Below are 25,237 nucleotides of genomic sequence, written 5' to 3'. Positions count from 1 at the left end.
ATATTGCGCTGATCGACCCCCACTCCGTCTCGGCTTCGCCGGAGCCACCTTTCCCCCGATCGACGGGGGGAGAGGAACGGCGCCAAGTTTTTGCCGTCAACGTTCGTCAGTAAAGCTCCCTTCCTTTCCCTCCGAAGGGGGGAAAGGTGGCGCTGCGAAGCAGCGACGGATTGGGGGAACCACGTGGCAACCAAGCCCTCACGCCGACCAGTCACAGAAGATGAGTGCACAACGTAGACGTCGATCGGGGCGAGGAACCCAAGTCTACTCCGCAGCCACCTTGGCCATCGGGTTGTTCGGGTGGGTCGTCCAATTGGCATAGACCGGCGACACCGGCTTGCCGGTGCGCTGGTCCATCACGCCGGCGGCCAGCGGCTCCATGGTGATGCAGTTCTCGACCGGGCAGACATTGACGCACAGATTGCAGCCGACGCATTCGGCCTCGATCACCTCGAAATGCCTGACACCGTCGACCATGTTGGTGATCGCCTGGTGCGAAGTGTCCTCGCAGGCGATGTGGCAGCGGCCGCATTTGATGCAGGCGTCCTGGTCGATATGCGCCTTGGCGATGTAATTGAGGTTGAGATACTGCCAGTCGGTGACGTTGGGCGTGGCGCGGCCGACAATGTCGTTGAGCGAGGCGTGGCCTTTCTCGTCCATCCAGTTTTCGAGACCGGCGATCATCTCCTGCACGATCTTGAAGCCGTATGTCATCGCCGCCGTGCACACCTGCACATTGCCGGCGCCGAGCGCCATGAATTCAGCCGCATCGCGCCAGGTGGTGATGCCGCCAATGCCGGAGATCGGCAGGCCGCGCGTTTCCGGATCGCGGGCGATCTCGGCCACCATGTTCATGGCGATCGGCTTCACCGCCGGGCCGCAATAGCCGCCATGCGAGCCCTTGCCGTCGATGGTCGGCTGCGGCGCGAAACTGTCGAGGTCGACGCCGGTGATCGAGTTGATGGTGTTGATCAGCGACACCGCGTCGGTTCCGCCGGAGAGTGCGGCGCGCGCCGGCTTGCGCACATCGGTGATATTCGGCGTCAGCTTGGTGATGACAGGCATGCGGGTGTTGGCCTTGCACCAGCGCACCACCATTTCGATGTATTCAGGCACCTGGCCGACAGCCGCGCCCATGCCGCGTTCCGACATGCCGTGCGGGCAGCCGAAATTGAGCTCGATGCCGTCGGCTTCGGTCTCCTCGACCACCGGCAGGATCGCCTTCCAGCTTTCCTCGACGCATGGCACCATCAGTGAGACGACGATGGCGCGGTCGGGCCAGTCCTTCTTGACCTGCTTGATCTCGCGCAGATTGACCTGCAAATCGCGGTCGGTGATCAGCTCGATATTGTTGAGGCCGAGCAGGCGCCGGTCCGCCCCCCAGATCGCGCCATAACGCGGGCCGTTGACGTTGACCACCGGCGGACCTTCTTCGCCCAGCGTCTTCCACACGACGCCGCCCCAGCCCGCCTTGAAGGCGCGGATGACGTTGTAGGCCTTGTCGGTCGGCGGCGCCGAAGCCAGCCAGAACGGATTGGGCGATTTGATGCCGACGAAATTGTTGCGGATGTCTGCCATGACAGGTCCCTTTCAACCGAGACGAAAGAGCATTTCCACGGGTGCGAGAATGCCGCTTTTAAGCGCGGGGGTGAGATTGGCGATCTTGGTGCCGGCGTTCTCGCCCATGATAAGATTAACGCCAGGCGGCGGCTTTTTTCCTTCCGCCTGCGCCGCAGCCATGCGCGCCCGTATCGTGTCGAAAAATTCGATGGCGAAGGCGCCACGAGGGCGCTCGGCGGTTACAGAGAACCCCGCGGCGGCGGCAGCCGAACGATAGTCGTCGGGCGTGGCAACGAAGGACATGCTCTCGTCGGATGCCCATGGCAGCGGATAGGTCAGCGCACCTGCCTTGAGCCGCATCACATCGTAGACGGCAAAGACGCCGCCCGGCTTGAGCACACGCGCCGCCTCGCTCATCAGCTTTTTCTTGTCGGGAAGATTCATGCCGACATGCAGGATCATGGCCGTATCAAAGCTTTTGTTGCTGAACGGCATGTCCAGCGCGCTGCCCTGCACGAACCGGACTTTGTCGGCCATTCCCACCCGCTTCGACAGGCTGGTCGCGATGTCGACATAGCTTTGCGTCAGATCAATGCCGGTGACATCGGCGCCGGCATTGTTGGCGGCGAAACGGGCTGGACCACCCACGCCGGAACCAATGTCGAGCAGCCTGGCCCCCGGCTTCAAACCCATCTGGCCGATGAGTTCCCTGGTGGCGGCGATACCGCCAATGTGGAACTCGTCGACCGCTTCGAGATCGCCAGCGCGTAGATGGGCAATTTCCACGCCGGTATCGGCGAGCACGGCAAGAATGTGCTGCTCAAGATCCGAGACGTCGTAGTGACGCGCGATGCCTGATTCCACTGAGGCCATGATCTCTATCCCTGTGCCAGACTCCGGTTGATGCTCTCCGCCGCATCGCGGCCTTGCGCGACGGCCGATACCGTCAAATCGTCGCCGCCAAAAATGCAGTCGCCGCCGGCCCAGACATTGGCGAGCGAGGTGCGCCCTTCTGCGTCGACCTTGATGCGGCCGGCTTCGAGTTCGATCGCAGCACCGCTGCCGTTAAGTGCCGCCGGCACAAAGCTCTGGCCGATCGCCTTGAACACCTGGTCGGCGGCCAGCGTCAGCCGCTCGCCGGTGCCGACAAGCGTGTCCCCGTTCATCGCTGTGTATTCGAGCTCGATGCCCGACACTTTGCCACCTTCGACAATGACCCGCTTCGGCTGCAGCCAGTGGCGGATGGTGACGCCGTTGGCGGCTGCCAGATCCTGCTCGAACTCGGAAGCGTTCATGTGTTCCTGGCCGCGCCGGTAGCAGATCGTCACCTCCTCGGCGCCGAGCAGCTTCGACTGCACGGCGGCGTCGATCGCCGTCATGCCGCCGCCGATGACGACGACGCGCCGGCCGATTGGCAGGCTCGAGAGATCGCTGGCCTGGCGCAGTTCGGCGATGAATTCGACTGCATTGACGACGCCACCGGCCTCCTCGCCATCGGCGCGCAGCGCATTGACGCCGCCAAGCCCCATGCCGAGGAAGACGGCATCATAATTGAGGATCAGGTCCGACAGCTGGTAGTCGCGACCGAGCGCCTTGCCGTTATGGATATCGATGCCGCCGATCCCAGTGACATAGTCGACCTCGGCCTGGGCGAAATTGTCGATGCTCTTGTAGGCGGCGATGCCATATTCATTGAGGCCGCCGGCCTTCGGGCGGGCTTCCAGAATGGTGACGTCATGGCCGTGGCGAGCGAGCCGGTGGGCGGCGGCAAGACCGGCCGGTCCGGCGCCCACGACGGCGACCGACTTGCCGGTCGATTCAGCGCGCGGATAAAACTGCTTGTGCTCGGCCATTGCGACGTCGGTGGCGTAGCGCTGCAGGCGGCCGATCTGCACCGGCTTGCCTTCCGCCACCTCGCGCACGCAGACCTCTTCGCAAAGCGTCTCGGTCGGGCAGACGCGGGCGCACATGCCACCCAATATGTTCTGGTCGAAAATCGTCTTGGCCGAACCGATCGGGTTGCCGGTCGATATCTGGCGGATGAACAGCGGAATGTCGATCGAGGTCGGGCACGCGTTCATGCACGGCGCATCGTAGCAGAAATAGCAGCGGTCGGATTCGACCAGCGCTTCGTGGTGATCGAGCGGCGGATGCAGGTCGGAAAAATTCTCGGCGTACTGGTCGGCGGCAAGCCGGCCGCCGGCAATGCCGTCCTTGAACTGGCCTTCTGGCATCGTCAGTTCCCCATGTTTTCGTTTTGGGGAAGGCTAGCACGTTTTATTTTTTTATCAATTGGTCAATTTTCACCGCAAGCCACTGAAAAGCCTAGCTGATAATATGATCGGACCACTCATGTTATGGCCTATGTCACGGGCGAAAAGCCAGTGCTCGTAGCGCCGCCATGGATCGACCTGATCTCGTTGGCAACCAGTTGCTGCAGCCGCCACAGATTGCGGTCGCGGATGCCGAATTCCTCAAGGTGGCTGACGGTGTTGTAGAGATACTCGGCACCCGAGCCGACATTGCCGCAGGCTCTGGCAAGCACCCTCGCCACCCGATCCAGCGGCTGCCCGAGCGAGGTTCCCCTGCCCGTCACCCCGACCCAGAAGCCGAGCGCCCGTATCCGGCCCTGCTCCGTGCGCACGGGAACCCACCGGACCGAGCTGACACTCTCATGGTCGTCGATCTCGCGCCGCAACAATCTTTCGATCTGCTGCGGCTTGTCGCCGTCGGGCAGGCGGTAGATGACGCCGTCGCATCGGCCGCCGCGTTCGAGCGCCATCATCAGCCCCGGCTGCGCTACGCTGCCGCGCCAGCGCACCATGTCGAGGCAGAAGGAGCGATGCCAGCCAAACGCAGTGGCGCGCTGGCGTTCGACGGACTCGAAAGCCGGCTTCCAGATCAACGAGCCATAGGCGAACACCCACAGAGGCCCCTCGTCTGCTTCATCAGACAGCCGCAAGGCTAATGTCCGGTAATCCTCGTCGTTCAGCTGCGTCCAGCTGCCGTCCGGTCCGGGATCGACCTCTTCGCGGTGACACAGTGACACAAGCTCAGGCGTGAGCGACATAAGGCGCATGAAACGACTACCCCTCGTTTGCCCAAGGAAAGTCGAAAACCGCCGCACGTGCAAGGCGTCGGTGGGGCGAAGTGCGGAACGATGTGTCAACGCAGCCGTTGAATTTTCTCCGGTTCGCTGTCGGATTCGCGTCGCTGAAAACGTCCTTTGATGGATCGGACGACGATCTATGCATAGGTAGGAGACCGAGAATGCCGAGATCCCCAATGCCCTTCTTCTGGTACGAGTTGATGACCAGCGACCTCGATGCGGCGCAAGCGTTCTACACCACCGTGGTCGGCTGGCGGGCTGAGCCCTTCGACAAGGCGCCCGGCATGCCGCGCTATATCGTGGTGAACTCCGCCGAGCGTGGCGTCGGCGGGCTGATGACCCTGCCCGAGGAAGCAGCCAGGACGGGTCTGAAGCCGGCCTGGTTCGGCTATATCCACACCAGCGATACCGATGCCTCGACCGAGGCACTGAAAGCCGCCGGCGGGACTGTTCACCGCGAACCCGACGACATTCCCGGCGTCGGCCGCTTCTCCGTCGTCGCCGACCCGCAAGGCGCCGCCTTCATGTTCCTGCAGCCCAATGGTCCCGACCAGCCCGTCCTTCCGGCAAGGACGCCGGGCCATGTCGGCTGGCACGAGCTTTATGCGTCCGACCGCCAGAAGGCCTTCGATTTCTACTCCAGCCAGTTCGGCTGGACCGATGCCGGTAGCATGGACATCGGCGAGATGGGCATCTATCAGACCTTCTCGGCCGGCCCTGAATCCGGCGGCGGCATCATGAACAAGCCACAACAGCTGCCGGTGCCGGTGTGGCTGTTCTACTTCAATGTCGATGCCATCGACGCAGCCGCCAAACGCGTCACCGACAATGGCGGCAACATCGTCATGGGTCCGATGCCGGTGCCGGCCGGCCAATGGATTGCCCAGTTCACCGATCCGCAAGGCGCTTATTTCGCGCTGATCGCGCCGGGCCGCTGATCCCCTCCGGTACTCGCCTGCACGGAACTGCTCTCATCGCGCCGCTGGTGCGATGAGAGGCGCGTCCGGGCGCGGTCACTCCGGCGCCAGCACCGCAACTTTGAGGTTCTCTTTCCTGGCGCCGCTGAGCTGGATCGTGGCTGCGCCAGGCGTCAGCTTGAAGCGCAGGCTCTTGCGGACGCCGAGGCAGGTCTTCACGCCGCTGAAACCGGCTGATTTCACGGCCTGGCCATCCTGAATGACGTCGACCCAGGCCTCATCGGACAGGCTGATCTGGAGCTCTCCTTCCGTTGGCACGGCCACGTTTGCCGTCGCGCCGAACGTGCCGGCTGCCGGCGCGCGTTGCGGTGAGACCATGAAGCTGACCGCATCGACCGGCTCCAGCGCCATATCCGCGGCTTCGCCGAAAGCAAGAGAGGCACCGGACTGCGCGGCGGGCGCTGCCGGAAACAGTTCCTGCTCGCGTGTCACCGGCCATTTGAAGGCATCGCAGCCAGCATCAGCGGCCATGGCGAAACTGGTGCTTGCGAGGATTGCGAACAGGCTGATGGCGACTTTTTTCATGGCGAAGGAACCCGTCTGGTTTGGAGTGTCTACTCGCAGATATACAACCTTAACGAGATGTATGCAACCATAACGAGAGCAAATTTCGAAGTCAGACTGGAAATAATTGCAATCACCGATTGTTGATGACAGGCCATGGGAAGTGAATGGTCCAGCGCCGGGTGATGATTTATGGCCGGGCCACATGGTTGGAAAAATGGAGTTTAGATGAAGCTTTTTGACGGTCTCGCCAGATTTCAGCCGCAGGCGCTCGGCGTCCTGCGCATCATCACAGCCCTGCAGTTCCTCGAGCATGGCTCGCAGAAACTGTTCAATTTTCCGGTCAGCGCCGAGCCTCACGCTCTTACCGGCCTGACGATGACTGCAGGCATCCTGGAGTTCGCCGGTGGCATCCTGCTGGCGCTCGGTCTGTTGACCCGCCCGGTCGCGTTCCTTCTGGCCGGCGAGATGGCCATCGCCTATTTCATGGCGCACTACCCGCGCGACTTCTTCCCGGTCAACAACAGCGGCGACGCGGCAATCTCCTTCTGCTTCATCTTCCTCTATCTGGTGTTTGCCGGCGCCGGCGCTTTCGCGCTCGACAACCGCCGCAGCACCTGACGCGCCTGATGCATGTCGCCCAAAAGTGCGCAGCGGTTTTGGGATAACGACTTGCACAAAACAAGAATCTGAAGCGCCTCGGCGAAAGCCGAAGCGCTTCAGGCGCGCATTCGCTCGAAGTTCGCGTCAAAGAGCGGCGCTGCCTGAACGCGCGCCGCGTGGCGCTTGCCCAAAAGTTCGATTTCGAAGCCGTCGCTCTCATCGGCGATCTCCTTCGGCACATAGCCGATGGCGACGGATTTCTTCGAGTGATGCGCATAGCCGCCTGACGTCACCCAGCCGCGCACCGCGCCATCGTACCAGATCGGCTCGTCGCCGATGACATCGGCATCGTCAGCATCGAGGATAAATGTGCGCAGCCTGAGCTTGCCGCCCTGCTTGCGCTCGGCAAGAGCGCCGGTTTTACCGATGAAATCGGCATCCTTGCCATAGGCGACGAAACGGTCGAGCCCGGCCTCCAGCGGCCCGTAGATCGGCCGGTATTCGCGCGCCCATGAGCCGTAGTTTTTCTCCAGCCGCAGCGCATTGAGCGCGCGCGAGCCGAACAGGCCGAGGCCGAATTCCTCGCCTGCCGCCATCAACGCCTGGAAGGCAGCGCGCTGATATTCCGGCCCCACCCAGATCTCGTAGCCGAGATCGCCGGTGTAGCTGACGCGGCCGACCAGGCACGGCGCCGTGCCGATGTCCATTTTCGCGACCGCCATGAACGGGAATGCGATGTTGGCGACATCCGCGCGGCTGGCCTTTGCCAGCACCTCCCTCGCCTTGGGTCCGGCGATCGCCAGACCGGTCAGTTTCTGCCCCAGCGCCTCTATGCGCACTGAGCTATCCGCAGGTAAATGCGCCTCGAACCAGCGCATATGATACTGCTCGGCGATACCGGAGCCGGCGATGAACCACTCGGTCCCGTTGGAATTGGGGGCACCGATATTGGCCAGCGTGAAATCGCCGATGAGCTTGCCGTCGTCCTTCAGCATCGGCGCCAACGTCATGCGGCCTGGCTTGGGCAACTTGCAGGCAAAGATCCGGTCGAGCCAAGCGGCCGCCCCTTCTCCCGTCACCTTGTATTTGGCGAAGTTCGAAATCTCCGCCAGGCCGACGCTTTCACGAACCGCCGCGACCTCATTGGCGACATGGGAAAAATCGCTGGAACGCCGCCACGAGAATTCGTCCCTGACACCCTCGGGCGCATACCACAGCGGCACTTCCAGCCCATAGGACACACCCCATTGCGCGCCTTTGGCCGACAGCAAATCGTAGATCGACGTCGTCTTGAGCTGCCGCCCGGCGGGCAGTTCCTCATTGGGGAAGCGGATCGAGAAGCGGCGCGAATAATTCTCGCGCACCTTGGCGTTGGTGTAGGCCATCGTCGCCCAGTCGCCGTAGCGCGCGACATCCATGGCCCAGATGTCGGCGCCTGGATCGCCCTCGATCATCCAGTTGGACAGCGCCAGGCCGACGCCGCCGCCTTGTGAAAAGCCCGCCATGACGCCGCAGGCGACCCAGAAGCCGGGAAGGCCACGCACCGGCCCGACCAGCGGATTGCCGTCCGGCGCGAAGGTGAAGGGCCCGTTGATGATCTGCTTGATGCCGGTCCTCTCGAAGGCCGGGAAATGCCTGAAGCCCACTTCGAGCGACGGCGCGATGCGGTCGATGTCCGGCTCCAGCAATTCATGACCGAAATTCCACGGCGTCTGGAATTCGGACCAGACCTTGTTGGCCTTCTCGTACGTGCCCATCAGCATGCCGCCGCGCTCCTGGCGCAGGTACAGCTCACCATCGAAATCGACGGCATGGATGATCTCGGTCCCGGTCTTGGCGTTCCACGCCGCCACCTCGGGCATATCCTCGGTGATCAGGTACATGTGCTCCATTGCCAGCACCGGCAGCTCCAGCCCGACCATGCGGCCGACCTCGCGCGCCCATAACCCGCCGGCATTGACGACATGCTCGGCCACCACTTCGCCCTTGTTGGTGATGACGCGCCACATGCCGTCGGGCCGGCGCACAATGTCCTCGACCTTGGTGAAGCGCTCGACCTCGGCGCCCAGTTTCCGCGCGGCCTTGGCATAGGCATGCGTAACGCCAGAGGGATCGAGATGGCCGTCCTCCTTGTTGCGGACGGCGCCGACGAATTGTTTCGGGTCGAGCAGCGGCATCAGCTCGGCCGCTTCATTGGCCGATATCTCCTCGAGGTCGATGCCGAGGTAACGCCCCTTGGCGACGACGCCGCGCAGCCAGTCGAGCCGCGCCTCGGTTGCCGCCAGAAGCACGCCGCCGGTCAGATGTACGCCGGTCGCCTGTCCCGACAGCTCCTCGATCTCCTTGTAGAGCGAGATCGTGTATTTCTGCAGCTTGGCGACGTTGGGGTCGCCATTGATCGTGTGCATGCCGCCGGCCGCATGCCAGGTCGAGCCGGAGGTCAGCTCGTCGCGCTCCAAAAGCACGACATCGGTCCAGCCATGACGCGCCAGATGGAACAGCACGGAGCACCCGACGACGCCACCGCCAATGACCACGACCTTTGCATGCGATTTCATGAGTTTTGCTCTGTTATCAATGAGTTGAGGAGATAAGGTGAATCAGAAAGGCAGCGCCGCGCGCCGACGCTGAAAAAGTCACGGCTCGCCCTGCCCGATCGCTTCCTTGCGCCTGGCCACATACGCCTCCAGCGCCTCGCGCACGGCGATATCCATCACCGGCTCGACATAGTCTTCCAGCGCCTTCTTCCACAGCCGGGTCGCGCGCGCCGTCGTGTCGAGGCCGCCGGCCTCCTGCCATGCCTCGTAATTCTGCCAGTTGGACAGTATCGGCTGGTAGAAGGCGGTGGCATAGCGTTCCAGCGTGTGCGGTTCGCCGAAGAAATGGCCGCCGGTCGGCACCGCGCCCAGCGCCTCGACCGCAAGCTCCGCCTCGTCGACGACGATCGGGCGCAAGAACTCCATCATGTGCTGGATCATCTCGACATCAATGATGAGCTTTTCGAACGATGCCGTCAGCCCGCCCTCCTGCCAGCCGGCGGCATGATAGACGAGGTTGCCGTGGCCGAGCACAGCGCCCCACAGCGCCATCAGCGTCTCGTAGGCGCCTTGCGCGTCCGCCGCATTCGATGCCGACCCCGGTGTCGTGCGGTAGGGCAGATTGTAGCGCCGCGCCAATTGCCCCGAGGCGATGTTGGCCTTGGTGTTCTCCGGCGTTCCGAAGGCCGGCGCGCCCGACTTCATGTCGACGTTGGAGGTGAAGGCGCCGTACATCACCGGCGCGCCGGGGCGCACCAGTTGCGTCAGCACCACGCCGAACAGCGCCTCGGCATTCTGCTGCGCCAGGGCGCCGGCGAGCGTCACCGGGCTCATCGCGCCCATCAGCGTGAACGGCGTCACCGCCACCGACTGGCCGAACTCAGCCATGGTCATCAGCCCTTCGGCCATCATCTCGTCGAAACGCCGCGGCGAGTTGACCGAGATGATGGTGGCAATGCCGGGATCATCGCGCATCTCGTCCAGCGTCAGCCCGCGCGCGATTGCCATCATCTCGATGCCGTCCAGCGCCCGGCCTCGTCCGATCGCCGAGACATGGAACGATTTGTCGGTCAGCGTCAGATTGGTGAAATAGGTATCCATGTGCCTGGTGTTGGCCGGCAGTTCCACCGGCGCGCAGACCTGGTTACCGAGCATGTGGATGCAGTTGAAATGCTGCGCTAGCCGGGTCAGATCGGCATAGTCGTGCAAGTTTCCAGCGCGCCGGCCGCGCTCCATGTCGTGCACATTGGGCGGCCCGGCGACGAGGGTGAAATTGATCGTGTTGCCGCCGAGATGAATGGTGTTGGCGCGATTGCGCGGCGTCAGCCGATAGCTGGACTGCGTGGTCTTCAGCGCCTCGGCGACAAGACCCCGGTCGATGCGGACATTCGCGGTCGCATGGTCGACTTTTGCGCCCGCCTTCTCGAACAGCGCCAGCGCCCGCTGAGACATCACCTCGATGCCGAAATTTTCCAGAATGTGCATCGACGCCTGGTGGATCGCTTCGACCTGGTCGACTGAGAGCATCGCCATCGGCGGATAGGGATTGGTCACCCGCCGCAGTGGAAGTTGCGGGATGGCGGCGGGCCCCCGGTTGCTGGTTCGCTCCGCGCCGCGCTTTCGTCTTGGTTCATTCATGCCTGGCATCAGAGCGCCGGCATCCGGATATCGCTGTCAGAAATCCGCCCTTCGCGGGCGTGATTTTAGCCAAGGCGGCATTTTTGAATTCGTATGGAGACAGAGGCGACGCAAAAGGTCGGAATAATGATAAAGGTCCCACTCAGCGGAGCCGGGCCGGCAAGCCGTTAAGAAACGCCGCAAGATTCCCTTTATGATTTCAGCCTATCCGTCTTCCATGCGTAGTTCGAATTTGAGTAAAATTGTAGCGGTTGGCGTGCTGCTGGCTTTGCCGGCCTGCGCGACGCCGCCCAACCATATCAACAATGTCTGCGCCGTCTTCGACCAGAACGACGGCTGGTTCGACAACTGGCAGTCGGCCGCCGAGCGCGCCTCGCAGAAATACGGCGTCCCCGTCCCCGTGCTGATGGCGACGGTGCGCAAGGAATCCGGTTTCAAGAGCAATGCCAGGCCGCCGCGTACCAAACTGCTCGGCTTCATTCCGTGGAAGCATGTCTCGTCGGCCACCGGTTTCTCGCAGGCGCTCGACGGCACCTGGTCGCAATACCAAAGCGAAACCGGCAGCTGGGCGGCGCGGCGGACCAAATTTGCCGATGCCGTCGATTTCGTCGGCTGGTACCATTCCAAGACATCAGACACGTTCGGCGTCGCCCGCAACGACACCTACAATCTCTATCTCGCCTACTATCTCGGCTGGACCGCCTACGGCCGTGGCAACCGTGGTGACGCCGGCGTGCAGGGCTATGCCAGGGCGACCGAAAAGATGGGCCGCGACTATGCCGAACAGCTGCAGCAATGCGGCAGCTGACGTTGCCAAGCGGTCTTGCAGCCACGCAGTTTGCGATCGAAGCGGAACTCAGCCATTCATTCGCTTGGGATCAGGTGGAGGATCGACCTTCCTCCCTTTACCGCTGCCGTCGACAGCTTTCGGTCAAACGTCGCCAATTGGCCGTCACGCGCCTTGGCGAGTCCCAACAGATAGCTATCCGTTACCTGTGCCGGGGTGAGGATCCTGGCTGCATCGATGTCGTTGGAACCGACAAGGCTGATCTCGTCAGGCCAGAACTGATGTCCTGAAAGGGCATGCAGCTTGCCGACAATCTGCGCCACCACGGCGGGCGAACCCGGAGAATTGGGGTATTTCGGGTTGCTTACAATCCTGATGACGCCATTCTCGGTAATGGGACATGTTGCCCATGACAAATGCCCGGTGGATTGGAACGACCGATGGGCATCTTCATGCGCGACGTGAGCCGGATCGATCAACGCAATCAACACATTGACGTCGAGCAGGAAGGTCACGGCAATTCGTCGCGAAGCGCATTGACCATTTCGAGATCGACCATCGGGCCGTCGGGCCGCGATGCAAGCAAGGGGATGCCGTTGCGTTCACCGCCGGTCGGGGGCCTGCGCAGTGAGCGGCGAGCCAGATCGGAAATGACGTCGCCAACACTGCGATCCTGCTGTCGCGCCATGGCCTTGGCCGCAAGTAGGACATCGTCATCGATTGCAAGTGTGGTTCTCACAACATGCTCCCTACGCGCATCAAACATCACGCATCACATAAAGCAATGGACAGCAATATTCAAGCGAACGTAGCTGTCGTTCCTTGAGCTATGGCGACGCTGCGGCAATGCGCCAACGAGCGGCATTGCCTCTATGGCTGGTCAGCTCGGCTTCTTGCCATGCGGGCGCTTCGGCGGTTCGCCGGCGAAACCGGGGCCGATCCCATCCGGTGCGTCTTCCGGCACGCCCTCATGCGCTGCGTGTTCCCTGTCGAACTTGATCACCGGCTCCATCGTCGCCAGCACATCGTCCGACAGCCAGCACAGGCTCATATGGCCATCGCCGAGATGCTTCACCGGCGGCACCTTGGTCTCGCACAGATTGTCCGGCACCAGCCTCTTGTAGCCGCAGCGCGTCTGGAACGGGCAGCCGCTCGGCGGGTTCATCGCCGACGGGATATCGCCTTCGAGCACGATGTGCCGTTTGACCACGCTGGTGTCGGCGATCGGGATCGCCGACAGAAGCGCCTCTGTGTAGGGGTGGTAGGGCGGCGCGAAGATCTGGTCGGTCGTACCCTGCTCGACGATGTAGCCGAGATACATGACGACGACCCGGTCGGCGATGTAGCGCACGACGGACAGATCGTGACTGATGAACAGCATCGTCGTCTTGTTCTTGCGCTGGATGTCCATCAGCAGCTCGGTCACCGCCGCCTGCACCGAGACGTCGAGTGCCGACACCGGCTCGTCGGCCACCACCACCTTGGCATCGCCGGCAAAGGCGCGCGCCACGCCGATGCGCTGCTTCTGGCCGCCTGAGAGCTGACGCGGCTTGCGCGTCTCGAAGGCCCGCGGCAGCTTCACCAGGTCGAGCAGCTCCAGCATGCGCTTGCGCCGCTCGGCGACATTGTTGCCGACTTTGAATTTTTCCAGCGTGCGGATGATCTGCGAGCCGACGGAGTGGCTGGGATTGAGCGTATCGAACGGGTTCTGGAACACCATCTGGATCGACGACACCGTTTCGACGCTGCGCTTCTCGATGCCGGTCGACTGGATCTCCTTGTTGCCCAGCGTCACTGTGCCGGCACTTGCCGTCTCCAGCCCGAGCAGGACCTTGGCCAGTGTCGACTTTCCGCAGCCGGACTCGCCGACGATGGCGACGGTCTCGGATTCGCGGGCCATAAACGAGATCGTCTCATTGGCCTTGACGACGCGGCCTTCGCTGGAGCCGAACACTTCGCTGCCGCCGACCTTGTAGTATTTTCTCAAATCCTCGATCTTGAGCACCGGCGCGCCGGGCACGACCTTCTCATTGACCTTCTTGGCGCCGGGAGGCAGCGCTTCCCAGTCGATCTCGTTGAAGCGCACGCAGCGCGAGAAATGCCCTTCGTGACCGGCGACCTCGATCATCGGGATTTCGGCGGCATTGCAGACGCCCTCAACGAAATGGTGGCAGCGCGGCCCGAAATTGCAGCCCTTGGGCCGCTCATGCGGCAGCGGCAACTGGCCGGGGATAGAGATCAGCGGCCGCGAATTCTTGTCGGCGCCCGGCAGCGGAATCGAGCGGAACAGCCCTTGCGTATAGGGGTGACGCATCCGGTCGAACACGTCCTTGATCTTGCCGGTCTCGACCGCTTCGCCCGAATACATCACCGTGATGCGGTCGCAGGTCTCGAGGATGAGGCCCAGATTGTGCGACACGAAGATCATCGACGTGCCGAACTTCTCGCCCAGCCCCTTGACCAGTTCGACGATGCCGGCCTCCACCGTCACGTCGAGCGCCGTCGTCGGTTCGTCGAGCAGAAGCAGCGCCGGCTTCGACAGCAGCGCCATGGCAATGACGATGCGCTGCTGCTGGCCGCCGGACAGCTGGTGCGGATAGGAACGCATCATGCGTTCGGGATCGGGCAATCTCACCGAGCGCACCATTTCGAGCGCCCTTTTGTAAGCCTCTTCCTTCGACACCTTGTCGTGGATCAGCGGCACTTCCATCAATTGCTGGCCGACCTTCATCGCCGGATTGAGGCTCGCCATCGGCTCCTGGTAGATCATGGCGATCTTGTTGCCGCGGATGGAGCGCAACTCCTCGTCGGACAGCTCGCCCATGTCCTTGCCCTGGAACTTGATCTTGCCGCCGACAATCTTTCCGATGTTGGAGAGGTCGCGCATGATGCCGAGCGACACGGTCGACTTGCCGCAGCCGGACTCGCCGACGATGCCCATGGCTTCGCCCGGCATCACCGTGCAGGAAAAGTCCATGACGGCGGGGATCTCGCCCTTGCGGGTGAAGAAGGAGATCGACAGGTTCTCGATCTCGATGATCGGCGCAGCGCTTGGCCCAAGGGTCGGCTTGCCGGGATTTCGAACTGCCTCATTCATGGGTCGCTCCAATCCTATTTTCATGCTCGCGGGACCCGCAGATCAGTCTTTCATCGATTGTTCGCGCAGCGAGTCGGCAAGCAGGTTCAAGCCCAGCACGAACGACATCAGCGCGATTGTCGGCGGCAGCGCCGGGTGGATGAACGAGCGCAGCAGGCGGCTGGCGTCCTTGATCGCGGTGCCCCAATCCGGGCTCTCCGGCGCCAGGCCCAGCCCGAAATAGCCGAGCGTGCCGAGCAGGATCGTGGTGTAGCCGATGCGCAGGCAGGCATCGACGATCAGCGGTCCGCGCGCATTGGGCAGGATCTCCCACAGCATGATGTACCAAGGCGATTCACCGCGCGTCTGCGCCGCCGCCACATAGTCGCGCGTCTTGATGTCCATCACCAGGCCGCGCACGATGCGGAACACGCCGGGGCTGGAGGCGAACACCACCGCCACGAAGATGTTGAGCTGGTTGGGATCGATGTGGATGATCTTGAACGGATCGGCGTCGAACACCAGGCCGGCATAGACCCAGCCGCCGATGATCAGCGTCAGCCCGAGCAATATATAGAGGCGGTCCGGCCGGTTCTTGTAGCGGGTCCAGAACAGCACCGAAAAGAAGATGATCGGGAACAGGAAGAACAGCCCGGCCATGGCGTAGGGGATCGGCGTATCCATGATGCCCGGCGTCACCAGCAGGTAAAACAGCAGGATCACCGGGAAGGCCAGCACCAGATTGGCTAGGAACGACAGCACGGTGTCGATCCGGCCGCCATAGTAACCGGCGGGCAGACCGAGCGTGATGCCGACCATCAGCGCGAAACCGGTCGCCGCCGGCGCGATGATCAGCACGATCTGGCTGCCATAGACCATGCGCGAAAAGACGTCGCGGGCGAGCTTGTCGCCGCCGAAATAGTAGATGAGTTTCGATACCGGCTCGAGCGCGCCCGGCAGCGCATCCTTCATGATCGGGACCTGGGCGAGCGGATCGAAGGGCGCGACGGTCGACGCGAAGATTGCCGTGAACAGCCAGAACAGGCAGATGCCGACACCGACTATGCCGACGCCGCTATCGAACAACTGGCCGTAGAGGCCGAGCCTTTTCTTGTAGGTGAAGCTCACCCCCATCACCAGGGCAAGCCCTAACCAGACCGGCCAGAAACGCCCAATCACGCCGAGCACGACATTGAAGGCACCGATATATTCGACCTGCATCTGCCCCAGCCCCCTATTGAACTCTGATACGCGGATTGAGGAAGGCGTAGCCGACATCCGAGATGAGCTGCGTGATCAGCACGATGAACACCGAGACCAGTGAACAGCCAAGCAGCAGATCGATGTCGTTGTTGCCGGCGGCCTCGACCAGCGTGTAGCCAAAGCCCTGGTAGCGGAACATCACCTCGACGATGACGACGCCGGTAAGCAGCCAAGGAAATTGCAGCATGATGACGGTGAAGGGCGCGATCAGCGCATTGCGCAGCGCGTGCTTGACGACGACGCTGCCGAAGGAAAGCCCTTTCAGCCGGGCGGTGCGGATATATTGCTGCGTCATCACCTCGACCATCGAGGCGCGTGTCATGCGGGCGATGTAGCCGATGCCGTAGATCGCCAGCGTCATCACCGGCAGGGTGAAATTGTAGAAGGTGATGCCCTGGCTTGCCGAGGCGGCCGAACCGTTCAGCCAGCCGAGCCAGGAGGCGAAGATGACGGTGAAGATGACGCCGGACACATATTCGGGCGTCGCCGTCGACGCGATCGAGGCGACGGACAGCGTTCGGTCCGTTCGCGAGCCCTCGCGCATGCCGGCCAGGATGCCGATCAGCAGCGAAATCGGTACCATCACCAACAGCACGCAGAGCATCAGAATGCCGGTGGCGGCGAGTGCGGGGAAGAGCTTTGACGCAACGGAGGTTTTGAACTTCGTCGAGCAGCCGAAATCACCTTCCAGGATGCCGGAGAATTTCGGCTCCAGCGGATCGTTGCAGAAGGAGAAACGCTGCGTCGGCTTGCCGGTCGCCGGATCGGTCACCGGTTGCTTCGGGACGACGCCCAGCCATTGCCCGTAGCGCACGAAGAAGTTCTGCCGGTAGCCATGGTTGACCAGCCAGCTTTCGAGCTGTTCGGCCGATGTGTGCATTTCGGTCTGGCTGATCGCCAGCTTCTTCAAATTCGGCTCGAGGTTGATCAGGAAGAAGACGATCATCGTCAGGCACAGCATCGTCAATGCCATGGTGCCGAGACGCCGGATTACGAAAGAAAGCATGGCGGTCCCCTGCCGGTCTGGTTGGGGTTGGAGCCAGTTCGAAAACCAGCTTTGCCGTTGCCGGCAGAGTTGGCCGTCAAATCGGCACTCGGATGCAATCAACCCAGTTTTATTGAACGGTCTTTCAGGAGAGTCCGCAACTTTTTGCTGCGGCGGCTTCCGGTTCTGGACCAAGCGAGGCGTGACGGGAAGGAGCGAAGCGCCCCTTCCCTGACGTTCCGATCACGCCTGGTCGAGCCAGACCTTGCCGTAGTCGCGCTCGAAGGTCGGATGCATCTTGTAATTCTGCACCGCCTTGACCGAGTGGCTGTAGAGCTTGCGCCAGTATGGCTGGATCATGATGCCGGAATCCTGCAGGATCTGCTCGATGTCCTTCATCATCTCCTTGCGCTTGGCCGCATCGGCAACGGCCAATGCTGCATTGAGCTTGGCATCCCATTCGGGGTTGGAATAGGCCGACTCGTTCCACGCCTCGCCGGTGCGGTAGCCGATCGCCAGAACCTGGACGCCGAGCGGGCGCATGTTCCAGTTGGTCATCGACAGCGGATACTTGGTCCAGTCGTTCCAGAACGTCGAGCCCGGCAGCACCGTGCGCTTTACCTTGAGGCCGGCGTCGCGCATCTGCGCGGCGATGGCGTCGCCGGTATTCTTGTGCCAGTCTTCGTCGACCGTGATCAGCTCATGCTCGAAGTCGGCCTGGCCGGCTTCCGCCATCAGCGCCTTGGCCTTGGCCGGATCGCGAGCGACTTTGGGCAGCTCGTAATATTCCGGGTGGATTTGGCAGACATGGTGGTTTTCAGCCACCGTGCCGGCATTTCCGTAGCCAAGCTGCAGGACGACATTGTTGTCGACCGCGAGTTGCAGCGCGTTGCGTACCTTCTGGTCGCCGTAAGGCTTGTTGTTGATGTTGGTGCGGCACACGATGGTCGACGCGGTGACGATTTCGGACTTGACCAGGTCCAGTCCGTCGAGGATCGACACATAGTCGGCCGAGGTCTCGAAATTGGTATGGACTTCGCCGGCCTCGAAGGCACTGACCATGGCTGCCGGATCGGTGCCGTAGTCGACGAATTCGATGCCGTCGAGGAACACCTCGCCGTCCCACCACTTGTTGTCCTCGCGGCGCTTGTAGACCACCTTCTGGCCGACATCGTAGGAGACGAGCTCGAACGGACCGGTACCGATCGGGCAGGCTTTGAAGTCGCCGCCCTTCTCGTCGAAGCTCTTGTGCACGATGAGGCCGGGATAGTCGCACATGTTCGGAATGAGCGCGATGTCGGCCTTGCCGAGCTTCAGCTTGACGGTGTGGTCGTCAACCTTGGTCACGGCGCTTTCGTCGAGCTTGTCGTCCTTGACCAGCGTGCCGAGACGGCCAGGCATCGAATTGCCCTCGGCCTTCTTGTCGGCCCAGCGCTTGAGATTGAAGATGACGTCATCGGCGGTGAACGCATCGCCATTCGACCAGGTCACACCCTTGCGCACATGCAGCGTGTACTCGGTGGCGTCGTCGTTGACCTCCCAGCTCTCCAGAAGGTACGGGCGGAACGTGTATTCGCTGGTGTACTTGACCAGCGGCTCAAGCGCCTGGCGCTCGGCATTGGCGATTTCCGACCAGTCGGCCTTGCGCGGATCCTTGGGATCCTTGACCCATTGCGCGACTTTAAGGATGCCGCCCTTCTTGCCCTGCACCTCTTCGGCCCTGGCTTGGGTCGGCACGGCTACGCCGAGCATGCCGTAGGCCATCGCAGTCGACGCGCCGAACACGCTCGCCATGGCGAGGAACTCGCGGCGATCGACTTTGCCTGCCTTGGCTTCTTCGGCCATGGCCAGGATGTGATCGGGAACGCGATCGCCATTACTCTTGTAATTTGTCATACCTTAACTCCCATTGTTGGCTTTCCGCCTTTTAACATTCCGCATCCCTGCCGTGATGTCAAAGACGGCATGGCTACGGAACCTGTTAGGGAATGTGCAACTTTGAAAAGGGAGCGGTTCGCGTGATAACGACAGACTTGGCGCAAAAGTGCTAGCGCGCCCAGATTCCACCGGAATCTGCTTAGGCGAGTAATTGATACATTTGGGCGGGTTGAGACAGCGCCAGTTCCGGTGGCGGTAAGGGCCAGGAACTCAATATTCCTTTTCGTAGAATATGCCGCCCTTGGCCTCACCGCCATCGTTGGCCTCGCCGCGCAGCTTGACGCCGCGTCCGACATTGAGGTCGATCGTCGCCTTGCCCGATCCTGGCCTGTCGCCTTTCTGGATCGTCACATAGGTGCGGTCATTGAGGTACTTGCCCGCCGACACGGCGGTGCCGCCCTGGTCATCGGTGGTCACATCCAGGTCATCGACGCCGATTGCACTGCGCAGGTTTTCGAGCAGCGAGGTCGAGCCGCCGACGCCGGCCAGTTGGCCGGCGGCCTCGGCCAGTTGCGCGATCTGCAGCGGCGACAGGTTCGACATAGAGCGGCCGAAAATCAGCTGCGCCAGCACCTCGTCCTCGGGCAGCGCCGGCACCGATGAGAAGTCGAATTTCGGATTGGTCGCTTCGCCCGAGACGACGATGGTGACGGTGGCGCTGGTCGTGGTCGATGTCGCGGTCAAGTTGAGGTAGGGTACCAGCGACCCCGAAAAGCCGACCGTGCCTTCGGTAAAGGTCAGCCGCTTGCCGAGGATCGACAGCCGCCCACGCTGCAAGGTGAAGGTGCCGACCGCCTGCGGCGAAGCCGCCGGGCCGGTCAGCCTCAGCGAACCGCCGAACTCGGCATCGACACCCCTGCCCTGGATGAAGATCTGGTTCGGCGCATTGACCGTGACGTCGAGGACAAGCCCACTGCCGCCACCACCGCTGGCCGCCGCCGGTCGCAAGGCCTTGTCCTGCGCCCGCACGCTGGCGGGGGCGTTCTTGTGCTTGACACCGAGCGCTGCCAGCGAGCCCGGCAGCTTATCGGGAACGGTGATGACGGTCTTGGCCAGGTTGACGGTGCCCGAAATCACCGGCGCCGAGGTGAGCGGCCCCTTGATGGTCAGGTCGCCGCCGAGATTGGCTGTCACCACCCTGCCGTCGGTATAGCGGCCGTCAACCAGCTTGATAGACAAATCGGCTGGGAAACCTTGCGCCGGATTGATGCCGAGTGTGCCGGAGGCCGACAGGCTGCCGCGTGTCGACAGCGTGCCGGTTAGCCGGTTGACCCGGGCAACGCCGTTGCCGATCGAAATGTCGGCGGCAATGTCATTGACGGCAAGGCCGGAGCGCGCGTCGACCAGGCGGGCGCCCGACGTGCTGACCGTGCCGCCGATCACCGGCGACGCCGCCGGGCCGCGCACCTGGATATTGACGTTGGCGGTGCCGCTGAGCGACAGCCCTTGCGCCGCAAGCTTGGCGGCCAGGAAGGAAAATGGCACCTTGCCGTTGAAGTCGAGCACCAGCGCTGGTGTGCCGGCCGTCGTCACCGTACCACCGCCCTTGAGGCCAAGCCCGGCGCCGTCGCTGATGTCGGCGTTGAAGGTGAGCTTCTTGCCGGCGAATGTTCCCGACGAAGAGATATTCATGCCGCCAAGACCGGCGCTGCGCGTCTGCGAGGTCTGCACCCCACCAGCATCGATATCGAAAGCGACAGTCGGATTGCCCGGCGCGCCGGTTACCTTGACTGTTCCCGAAATCGAACCGGCGGCCTGGAGGCCCGGCGAAAAACTGTTGGCCAGCGAAGCCGGCACCTTCGACAGCGCGGCACTGATGTCGAGTGCCTGCCCGACCTTGCCGGTCACCGTCGCCGTGCCGCCACCGAGATTGAGCACCAGCTTGTCCAGCGTCGTGGTGCCGTTGGCGATGCTGACGGTCGAGGCCTGGGCGATGGCCGCCTTGATGCCCTGCACCGTGGCCTGGCCGGAAGCGAGTTCGATGGTGGTGGTGCCGCCAGCCACCTTTACCCTGCCCGCAGCCCTCGCCGGAATGCCCTTGACGGTGGCGCCGCCGGAAAACCCGGTCCAGTCGCCGTCGCGCTTCAAATCGACATCGATGCCGCTGATGGCGGTGCCGCCGAAAATGACGCTGTCGGCGCGAATCTTGCCCGAGATGACCGGCGCGGCGAGATAGTTGGCGACCAGCGCATCGATCGACACCGTCTTCGCCTGCAGGTCGCCGCGCGTGATCGAAGCGGTCGCAGCCTTGACGGCGACGTTCGGGCCATCCGCGGTCTTGGAGAATGCAATAGTGCCGCGCACATCGCCTTCGGCCTTTTCCAGCGCCAGCGCCGCCAGCGGTCCGATATCGGGCAGGTCGAGCGCGATGGTGCCGACCGGCACGAAAGCCTCGTCGAGCGCAAGGTCGCCGGAAATCCTGTTCTTGCCGAGTGACAGCAGCAGGCCGTTGATGGCGCTCTTGCCGTCGGCCGTGGCCAGCACCGCGCTGCCTTGAAGCGCCTGCCCCGCGACATTGCCGGTCAGTTGCACATTGGCTGCCGGGTTCGCGGCATCGGCCTTGCCGGTCGCAATCAGCTTAAGTCCGGTGATTTCGCGTTCCGCCACCAGCAGGCGGTCGCTGTTGACCGTCAGGGACAGGTCCGGCGCCAGGCTGGGCCCCTGCGCGTTGAGTGCAAAGCTGATCGCGCCTTTGGCATCTTTCGACAACAGCGAGATGTCGGCCAGTGCACCCTTGATATGTGCGCTAAGCTTTTTGTCGGCGAGGCTGGCCTGACCGTCCGCGGTCAGTGCGCCCGACGCCAGCGTGACCGGATTGGCGCTGACATTGCCATTGGCATCCCGCTTCAGCGTGGCGCTGAGCTGCGTGCGCTCTGCCAGCACGCTGCGCGCCGCAGCCGGCAATGCCGCCGACAGCACGTCGGCGTTGAGGTTGAGGTCGATTGCTCCATCGGCAATGCCGACACGGCCATTGAAGGCACTGCCCAGCGCATCGCCCTGCACCGAGCCGCTGTCGATGGTAATCGCATCGGCCGCCAGGCTGCCCGCGACCTTGGCGGTGATTTTGCCGACGATCAGCGGCGCGATGGTCGGATTGTCTAGACCGATCTTGTCCGCCGTCACCGTGCCCGAGATCGGACCGGTTCGGCTTTTCATATCAAATGCATCGGAATGCAGCGCAAGCGCAATGCCCTCGACCTTGGCGTCATCCGTCGCCACCGAAGGCAGTACCGCCGAGATGTCGAGCTTGGCTTGCGCAGCCTGCCCGGCCGCCTTCACCGACAGCGCCTGCAATTCGAGCTTGATCGGGCTTTCCGCGCTGCCCAGCGTCAACGGCAGGCTCGGACCGGACGATGTCAGATCGAGCGCGAAATCGCTGGCGCCGTTCGGGTTGACGGTGCCGGCGGCCTTGCCGGAGATTTTTTGGCCCGACAGCGTCGCCTGATCCAGCACGACGCCGCCGGCCGTCGAATAGCTGCCGGCCGCATCGACATCGAGCGGTCCGAGCCCGGCCTGACGGGTCTGGCTGGTCTCGGCGCCGGCCAGTTTTGCATTAAAGCGAATGTCGGGATTTGCTGACGGCCCGGTGATTTGCGCCGTGCCGTCGAGCGTGCCCGCGGCATCGAGGCCGGGCGAAAAGCCATTGGCAAGCGCAGCCGGCAGCGCCGAGAAGGTCGCCGCCAGATCGAGCGTCTGGCCCGCCGTGCCCGACAGCGTCACCGAGCCGCCGCCGAGATCGACTACCAGCCTTTGAATGTTGGTTATGCCATCGGCAATGGTCAGGCTCGACGGCTCGGCGATCGCCACCTTGATGCCGCGCACCGTCGCCTCGCCGGACGCGATCTCGACGCTGGTCGCGCCCCCGGCAATCTTCGCCCGCCCGGCAGCTGTCGCCGGAATGCCTGATATCGTTGCGCCGCCGGTGAAATTCGTCCAGTCGCCGTCACGCTTGAGGTCGACGCCGATGCCACTGACGACGGTCGTTCCCGAGGTCACGCTCTCGGCCTTGATCGTGCCGGAGATCGCAGGGCTGTTGAGATAGTTGGCGATCAGTGCGCTGACGGTGACTGCCTTGGCTGCCACATCACCGCGCGCGATCGACACGCTGGCTGCATTGATGGTGACAGTGGGAGCCTCGCCGTCTTTGGCGAACACCACGGTGCCGCCGATATCGCCGGCCGCCGTCTGCCCGGCCAGCGACGCCAGCGGCGCGATATCGGGGGCGGAGATCGTCAGCGTCCCCAGCGGCAGGAATTTTTCATCGAGCGTGAGGTCGCCCGACACCTTGTTGTCGCCCAGCGCTACGCTGAGCCCCTTGATGGAGCGCTTGCCATCGCTCGTCACCAGCGCCGCCTTGATGGCGAGCGGCTGTTCGTCGACCGCGCCGGTCAGCGAGACATCTGCGGCCGGGCTCACAATGTCGGCCTTGCCCGATGCGGTCAGCTTGATGTCCTTGACGGTGCGGCCGGAGGCCGTCAGGCTGGCACTGTCGGCCGAAACCGAGAAATCCGGTGCGTTGCGCGCGCCGCTTGCCGTCAGCGCGAAATCGACCCCGCCGGCGATCGGCACGCCGACCAGCGAAGACAGCACCGAGACGTCGCCGAGCTTGCCCTTGATGTCGGCCTGGATATCGCTGCCTTGCGCGCTGGCGGTGCCGCTGGCGCTCAGCGAACCGGAAGTGAGTTCGATCGAGTTGGCGGCGAAAGAGCCCTGCGGATCGCGCGTCGCGGTCGCCGAGAATTTGACCCGTTCGCCAAGCAGCGAACTGATCTGCGGCGGCAGCGCCGTCGACACAGCATCCGCATTCATCTTCAGCGTCATGGCGAGATCGGCCAGCGTCACCTTAGCCGTCAGCCCGGCATTGAGAGCATCGCTGCGCAGCGTGCCTTCGTCGAGCGAAATCTCGTCCCTGCTGATCGAACCGGCAAGAGAGGCCGTCAGCTTGCCGGTGATCAGCGGCGCCAGCGTCGCCACGTCGGTCTTCAGCCCGGCCGCCGCCAGCGACACGCTGACCGGGCCGCTGCGGTTCTCGATGTCGAAACCGTCGGAATGGATCCGCGCATCGAGATTGTTCACCTGAGAACCGCCCGCAACCACCGAGACGAGCGAAGCGCCGGCATCGATCATCGGCGCCTTGCCGTCACCGAAGGCGCGCGCGGTCACATTGTTGATGGCCACCATGATCGGCTGCGCCTGGGTACCGACATTGACCGTGACCGGCTTGGCTTTGGCCACGAGTTCGACCGAAAGGTCACTGGCGCCCTTGGGGTCGACCATGCCGGCAGCGGTGCCATGAACTGCGTCGCTCTCGATCGCAGCGCGCTCGATGTCGACGCCGCCGGCTGCGGTCGCGGTGCCGGCGAGGTCGAAACTGGTCTTGCCGGCAAACAGCGACTTGAACCGTTCCGGCAGGAAGCCTTCGAACGAACCGTCGCCCTTGGCCTCGATCCGGTTGCCCTTGTCGGTGAGCTGGTGCCGGCCGGTGAGCTGGGTAACGATCTGACCGTCGACCATGAAGGTGCCGATGCCGCTCCAGTTGGCCAGCGGCCCGGTGCCCGAGACGACGATGTTGACCGGCGGCGCGCCGGGTAGCTTGAGCAGGTTGGCGATGATGCCGCCGGCCGGCTCGGAAGCCTTGAGATCGAGGTCGAGCTTGTTTTCATCCGGCGCGAAGTGGATGTTGGCGTCGATATTGCCTTGCTTGCCGTCATGGCGGGTAACGTTGAGCACCGTCTGGATCGCCAGCGGCGACGCATCGACCTTGGCCGATCCCTTGGCCGCAAGTTCGGCAATGCCGCTGCCGGCAAGTTGCTGGCCGAGCGCGATCTCCGGCAAATCGATCGCTCTGATATCAAGCGAAACCGGCAGGCCGGTCGACCCGCTCTTGCTCGGCTCGGTGCTCGCCACAGGCAGCCGTGCCAGTTCTATCCGTTCGGCCGCTATGCGGTCGGCGCTGAAATTCTTCGACAACAGCGCCAGCGGCGACCAGTCGACGGCCACCTTGCGGGCCACCAGCCAGGCGCCCTCGCGGTCTTCCAGCACGACATGGTCGACGGTCAGCGCGCCGGACCAGATACCGTTAATGCCGCTGACCGTGACTTTGCTGTCCCCTGACGAGGCCATGTCAGAGATGATGCCGGCGAGATTTTCGCGGCCGCGCTCGGTCTTGGTCAGCACGATCAACGCGCCGATGCCCGCCGCCGCCACGATCAGCAGCGTGTAGAAAAACAGGCGAAGGATGCGTTTCAAAATCTTCATCG

General features: G+C 63.1%; 17 protein-coding genes. 3 read left to right on the top strand and 14 right to left on the bottom strand.

The window, feature by feature from the left end:
- Window positions 1-264 precede the first annotated feature (264 nt).
- The 4 genes from preA to NKJ78_RS29665 form a co-directional block, all read right to left on the bottom strand.
- Entirely contained in the window at window positions 265-1,578 is a 1,314-nt protein-coding gene (gene preA, locus NKJ78_RS29680) for an NAD-dependent dihydropyrimidine dehydrogenase subunit PreA (RefSeq protein ID WP_023699020.1), read from the bottom strand.
- A 12-nt stretch (window positions 1,579-1,590) separates the two neighbouring features.
- Window positions 1,591-2,433, bottom strand: coding sequence for a class I SAM-dependent methyltransferase (locus NKJ78_RS29675; protein ID WP_023739897.1), 843 nt, complete (start codon window positions 2,431-2,433; stop codon window positions 1,591-1,593).
- A 5-nt stretch (window positions 2,434-2,438) separates the two neighbouring features.
- Entirely contained in the window at window positions 2,439-3,794 is a 1,356-nt protein-coding gene (locus NKJ78_RS29670; RefSeq protein WP_352460211.1) for an NAD(P)-dependent oxidoreductase, read from the bottom strand.
- Window positions 3,795-3,922: 128 nt separating this feature from the next.
- A complete protein-coding gene (locus NKJ78_RS29665) occupies window positions 3,923-4,639 on the bottom strand; it encodes a gamma-glutamylcyclotransferase (RefSeq protein WP_023739899.1) in 717 nt (238 codons plus the stop codon).
- A 191-nt stretch (window positions 4,640-4,830) separates the two neighbouring features.
- Between NKJ78_RS29665 and NKJ78_RS29660 the strand changes: the two genes are divergently transcribed.
- Window positions 4,831-5,607, top strand: coding sequence for a VOC family protein (locus NKJ78_RS29660; protein WP_023739900.1), 777 nt, complete (start codon window positions 4,831-4,833; stop codon window positions 5,605-5,607).
- 75 nt (window positions 5,608-5,682) lie between these two features.
- On the opposite strand, the gene NKJ78_RS29655 is transcribed toward NKJ78_RS29660, so the two are convergent.
- Window positions 5,683-6,171 carry a hypothetical protein gene (locus NKJ78_RS29655; protein WP_023739901.1) on the bottom strand — a complete coding sequence of 163 codons (489 nt, stop codon included), beginning with the start codon at window positions 6,169-6,171 and terminating at the stop codon, window positions 5,683-5,685.
- A gap of 207 nt (window positions 6,172-6,378) precedes the next feature.
- On the opposite strand from NKJ78_RS29655, the gene NKJ78_RS29650 reads away from it, so the two are divergent.
- Complete coding sequence (locus NKJ78_RS29650) at window positions 6,379-6,771, top strand: DoxX family protein (RefSeq protein WP_352460209.1); 393 nt, start codon at window positions 6,379-6,381, stop codon at window positions 6,769-6,771.
- A gap of 98 nt (window positions 6,772-6,869) precedes the next feature.
- Here the strand turns inward: NKJ78_RS29650 and NKJ78_RS29645 are convergent, their stop codons facing one another.
- Together NKJ78_RS29645 and NKJ78_RS29640 are read right to left on the bottom strand one after the other, a co-directional pair.
- On the bottom strand, window positions 6,870-9,311 hold the full coding sequence (locus tag NKJ78_RS29645) for a GcvT family protein (protein ID WP_023739903.1): 2,442 nt from the start codon (window positions 9,309-9,311) through the stop codon (window positions 6,870-6,872).
- A gap of 78 nt (window positions 9,312-9,389) precedes the next feature.
- Window positions 9,390-10,928, bottom strand: coding sequence for a trimethylamine methyltransferase family protein (locus NKJ78_RS29640; protein WP_023739904.1), 1,539 nt, complete (start codon window positions 10,926-10,928; stop codon window positions 9,390-9,392).
- Between the two features lie 217 nt (window positions 10,929-11,145).
- On the opposite strand from NKJ78_RS29640, the gene NKJ78_RS29635 reads away from it, so the two are divergent.
- A complete protein-coding gene (locus NKJ78_RS29635; RefSeq protein ID WP_023739905.1) occupies window positions 11,146-11,736 on the top strand; it encodes a transglycosylase SLT domain-containing protein in 591 nt (196 codons plus the stop codon).
- A gap of 56 nt (window positions 11,737-11,792) precedes the next feature.
- Here the strand turns inward: NKJ78_RS29635 and NKJ78_RS29630 are convergent, their stop codons facing one another.
- From NKJ78_RS29630 to NKJ78_RS29600, 7 genes are all read right to left on the bottom strand, one after another.
- The gene (locus NKJ78_RS29630) at window positions 11,793-12,230 is read right to left on the bottom strand and encodes a TA system VapC family ribonuclease toxin (RefSeq protein WP_352460208.1); all 438 of its coding nucleotides are present in this window, start codon (window positions 12,228-12,230) and stop codon (window positions 11,793-11,795) included.
- Window positions 12,227-12,454: a hypothetical protein gene (locus NKJ78_RS29625; RefSeq protein ID WP_023668191.1), complete on the bottom strand. Its 228-nt coding sequence runs from the start codon at window positions 12,452-12,454 to the stop codon at window positions 12,227-12,229. The genes NKJ78_RS29630 and NKJ78_RS29625 overlap by 4 nt, the downstream gene beginning before the upstream one ends.
- A 141-nt stretch (window positions 12,455-12,595) precedes the next feature.
- On the bottom strand, window positions 12,596-14,812 hold the full coding sequence (locus NKJ78_RS29620) for a dipeptide ABC transporter ATP-binding protein (protein WP_023804942.1): 2,217 nt from the start codon (window positions 14,810-14,812) through the stop codon (window positions 12,596-12,598).
- Window positions 14,813-14,854: 42 nt separating this feature from the next.
- A complete protein-coding gene (locus NKJ78_RS29615) occupies window positions 14,855-16,012 on the bottom strand; it encodes an ABC transporter permease (protein WP_023690814.1) in 1,158 nt (385 codons plus the stop codon).
- 13 nt (window positions 16,013-16,025) lie between these two features.
- Entirely contained in the window at window positions 16,026-17,060 is a 1,035-nt protein-coding gene (locus NKJ78_RS29610) for an ABC transporter permease (protein ID WP_023668188.1), read from the bottom strand.
- Between the two features lie 222 nt (window positions 17,061-17,282).
- Window positions 17,283-18,935: an ABC transporter substrate-binding protein gene (locus NKJ78_RS29605; protein WP_023668187.1), complete on the bottom strand. Its 1,653-nt coding sequence runs from the start codon at window positions 18,933-18,935 to the stop codon at window positions 17,283-17,285.
- Window positions 18,936-19,187: 252 nt separating this feature from the next.
- Window positions 19,188-25,235: a translocation/assembly module TamB domain-containing protein gene (locus tag NKJ78_RS29600; protein ID WP_352460207.1), complete on the bottom strand. Its 6,048-nt coding sequence runs from the start codon at window positions 25,233-25,235 to the stop codon at window positions 19,188-19,190.
- Window positions 25,236-25,237: the final 2 nt, after the last annotated feature.

This window comes from Mesorhizobium sp. M0037 (genome assembly GCF_040323635.1).
Lineage (GTDB): Bacteria > Pseudomonadota > Alphaproteobacteria > Rhizobiales > Rhizobiaceae > Mesorhizobium.
This window is presented reverse-complemented; position numbering and strand designations above follow the sequence as displayed.